Origin of the sequence: Pseudomonas sp. 24 E 13, from assembly GCF_900004715.1 — a bacterium.
GTDB lineage: Bacteria > Pseudomonadota > Gammaproteobacteria > Pseudomonadales > Pseudomonadaceae > Aquipseudomonas > Aquipseudomonas orientalis_A.
The window spans coordinates 1-2,151 of the sequence record NZ_CVTO01000015.1; the positions used below are offsets into that span (position 1 = coordinate 1).

The window sequence follows — 2,151 nt, forward strand, 5'->3', positions numbered from 1 at the left end:
CCGCCGAATCCGTCAAGGGCGGCGGCACCCTGGCCAGTGCCTTCGGCGCGCAGCCGTTGCTGCCCGACCTGGCGCTGCAAATGATTGAAGTCGGCGAACAGGCCGGCGAACTCGACAGCATGCTGCTCAAGGTCGCCGATGTGTTCGACGTTGAAGCCAAGCGCGGCATCGACCGCCTGCTCGCCGCGCTGGTGCCGTCGCTGACCGTGGTCATGGCGGTGCTGGTGGCGGTGATCATGCTCGCGATCATGCTGCCGCTGATGAGCCTGACCAGCAATATATGAACCCTCAAGGACCCTTACCCATGCGCCAAAACCGATTCAAGCCCGCCCGCCGCCAGGGCGGTTTTACCCTGCTGGAAATGCTCGCCGTGATCGTGCTGCTGGGCATCGTCGCGACCATCGTTGTGCGCCAGGTTGGCGGTAACGTGGACAAGGGCAAGTACGGCGCCGGCAAGGCGCAACTGGCCAGCCTGAGCATGAAAATCGAAAGCTACGGCCTGGACGTCGGCTCGCCGCCCAAGTCCCTGCAGCAACTGGTCGACAAGCCGGGCAACAGCGCCGGCTGGGCCGGCCCGTATGCCAAGCCGTCGGACCTCAAGGACCCGTTCGGCCATGCCTTCGGCTATCGCTTCCCTGGTGAGCACGGCGCGTTCGACCTGATCTTTTACGGTCAGGACGGCCAACCCGGCGGCGAAGGCTACAGCGCCGACCTGGGCAACTGGGAATAACCGCTGAACATGGCCAACGCCCAACGTGGTTTTACCTTGCTGGAGATGCTGGTGGTGATCGTCTTGATCAGCATCGCGGCCGGCTTGGTGGGTTTTGGCCTGCAACAAGGCCTGCGCGCCGCCAAGGAGCGCCAGGCGGTCGGGCAGATGGTCGAGGCGTTGCGCAGCACGCGGGCGCGGGCGATTGTCAGCGGCACCCCGCAAAGCACGTCGTTCGACTTGCGCAGCCTCAGCTTCCAGGCCCCGGGCCGCCCGAAAAAACACTGGCCGGCCGACCTGCAAGTCACCCTGCACACGGCCGAACATGCAGGCTCGGCGGTGGAGTTCTACCCCGATGGCAGTTCCACCGGCGGCAACCTGTTGTTGGCCAATGGCAGCCGGCGCTGGCGCATCGATATTGGCTGGCTGACCGGCAGTGTGCAGTCCAGGGCGCTGCCATGAAGCGGCAAGCCGGGTTCACCCTGCTGGAAATGCTCGCCGCGCTGACGCTCATGGCGATCTGCAGCACGGTGCTGCTGGTCGCCTTCGGCCAGAGCGCGCGCTCGTTGTTGCACGTCGCCCACAGCGATCGCCTGAGCCATGCTGCCGTCAGCGTGATGGACCAGGAAGCAGCAGGTCCCCTGGCCAATGGCGTGCGCCAAGGCGATCTGGACGGCATCGCCTGGCAACTGCGCATCGCCCAACAGCCCACGCGGATCGGCCTGCCGCAGTTGTTTCGCCTCGACCTGACGGTCAGCGAGGGGCCGCGCCACGCCAGTTTCAGCACCTTGAAACTGCGTGCGGCAGGGGCCGGTTTGTGACGCGCCGGCAGCAGGGCTTCACCCTGCTCGAAATCATGATCGTGCTGAGCCTGCTCGGTGTATTACTGACCCTGGTCGGTGGCGCGCTGCTGGGGGCCAATCGCGCGGTGCTCAAGGCGCAGCGCTACACGGTCAGCCTGGATGAAATACGGGCTGCGCAGCAGTTTTTGCGCACGGCGATCAGCGAGGCGCTGCCCCTGGACGTGACCGAGGACGACAGCCAGACCGACGGGTTCTTCGCCGGCAGCCCACAGCGCATGCAGTTTGTCGCGACCCTGCCGGGCGTGCTCGGTGGCGGGATTCAGCGCTTCACCCTGCAGTTGACCGGCGCCGAGGCGCAGCGCGATTTGCAGGTGGCGTTCGCGCGGTTTGAGCCTCAAGCGCAGGTCAGCGTGCCGGCGTCGCGCAGTGAGCCACAGGTGTTATTGAAAGGGGTCGAAGATCTGCAGTTCAGCTATCGCGGCGTGTCGCCCAAGGGCAGCGCCACCGGCTGGATCAGCGAGTGGCCGTGGACCCGGCGTTTGCCCTCGGCGGTGCGGATTGCGGCGCGCGTCAATGGGCCGGTGCCCTGGGTCACCCAGGTGATCGCGCTGCGCTTGAACCTGTCGAGTGGGGGCCCCG

Annotated in this window: 5 protein-coding genes; all 5 read left to right on the top strand. The window is 66.2% G+C overall.

Annotation, left to right across the window (positions count from 1 at the left end; translation table 11 throughout):
• Nucleotides 1-284, top strand: a 284-nt coding sequence (locus BFP90_RS00595) for a type II secretion system F family protein (protein ID WP_176717993.1), incomplete at its 5' end; no start/stop codon positions are given.
• Between the two features lie 20 nt (nucleotides 285-304).
• A complete protein-coding gene (gene gspG / locus BFP90_RS00600) occupies nucleotides 305-730 on the top strand; it encodes a type II secretion system major pseudopilin GspG (protein WP_083203132.1) in 426 nt (141 codons plus the stop codon).
• Nucleotides 731-739: 9 nt separating this feature from the next.
• Nucleotides 740-1,171, top strand: coding sequence for a type II secretion system protein (locus BFP90_RS00605; RefSeq protein WP_065895707.1), 432 nt, complete (start codon nucleotides 740-742; stop codon nucleotides 1,169-1,171).
• Nucleotides 1,168-1,530, top strand: coding sequence for a type II secretion system protein (locus BFP90_RS00610; protein WP_065895708.1), 363 nt, complete (start codon nucleotides 1,168-1,170; stop codon nucleotides 1,528-1,530). The genes BFP90_RS00605 and BFP90_RS00610 overlap by 4 nt, the downstream gene beginning before the upstream one ends.
• On the top strand, nucleotides 1,527-2,151 hold a 625-nt coding region (locus BFP90_RS00615; protein ID WP_065895709.1), incomplete at its 3' end, for a prepilin-type N-terminal cleavage/methylation domain-containing protein. The genes BFP90_RS00610 and BFP90_RS00615, both read left to right, overlap by 4 nt.

Coding starts and splice junctions, on each gene's coding strand:
- gspG (WP_083203132.1), top strand. CDS start 305: ATGCGCCAAAACCGATTCAAGCCCGCCCGCCGCCAGGGCGGTTTTACC.
- BFP90_RS00605 (WP_065895707.1), top strand. CDS start 740: ATGGCCAACGCCCAACGTGGTTTTACCTTGCTGGAGATGCTGGTGGTG.
- BFP90_RS00610 (WP_065895708.1), top strand. CDS start 1,168: ATGAAGCGGCAAGCCGGGTTCACCCTGCTGGAAATGCTCGCCGCGCTG.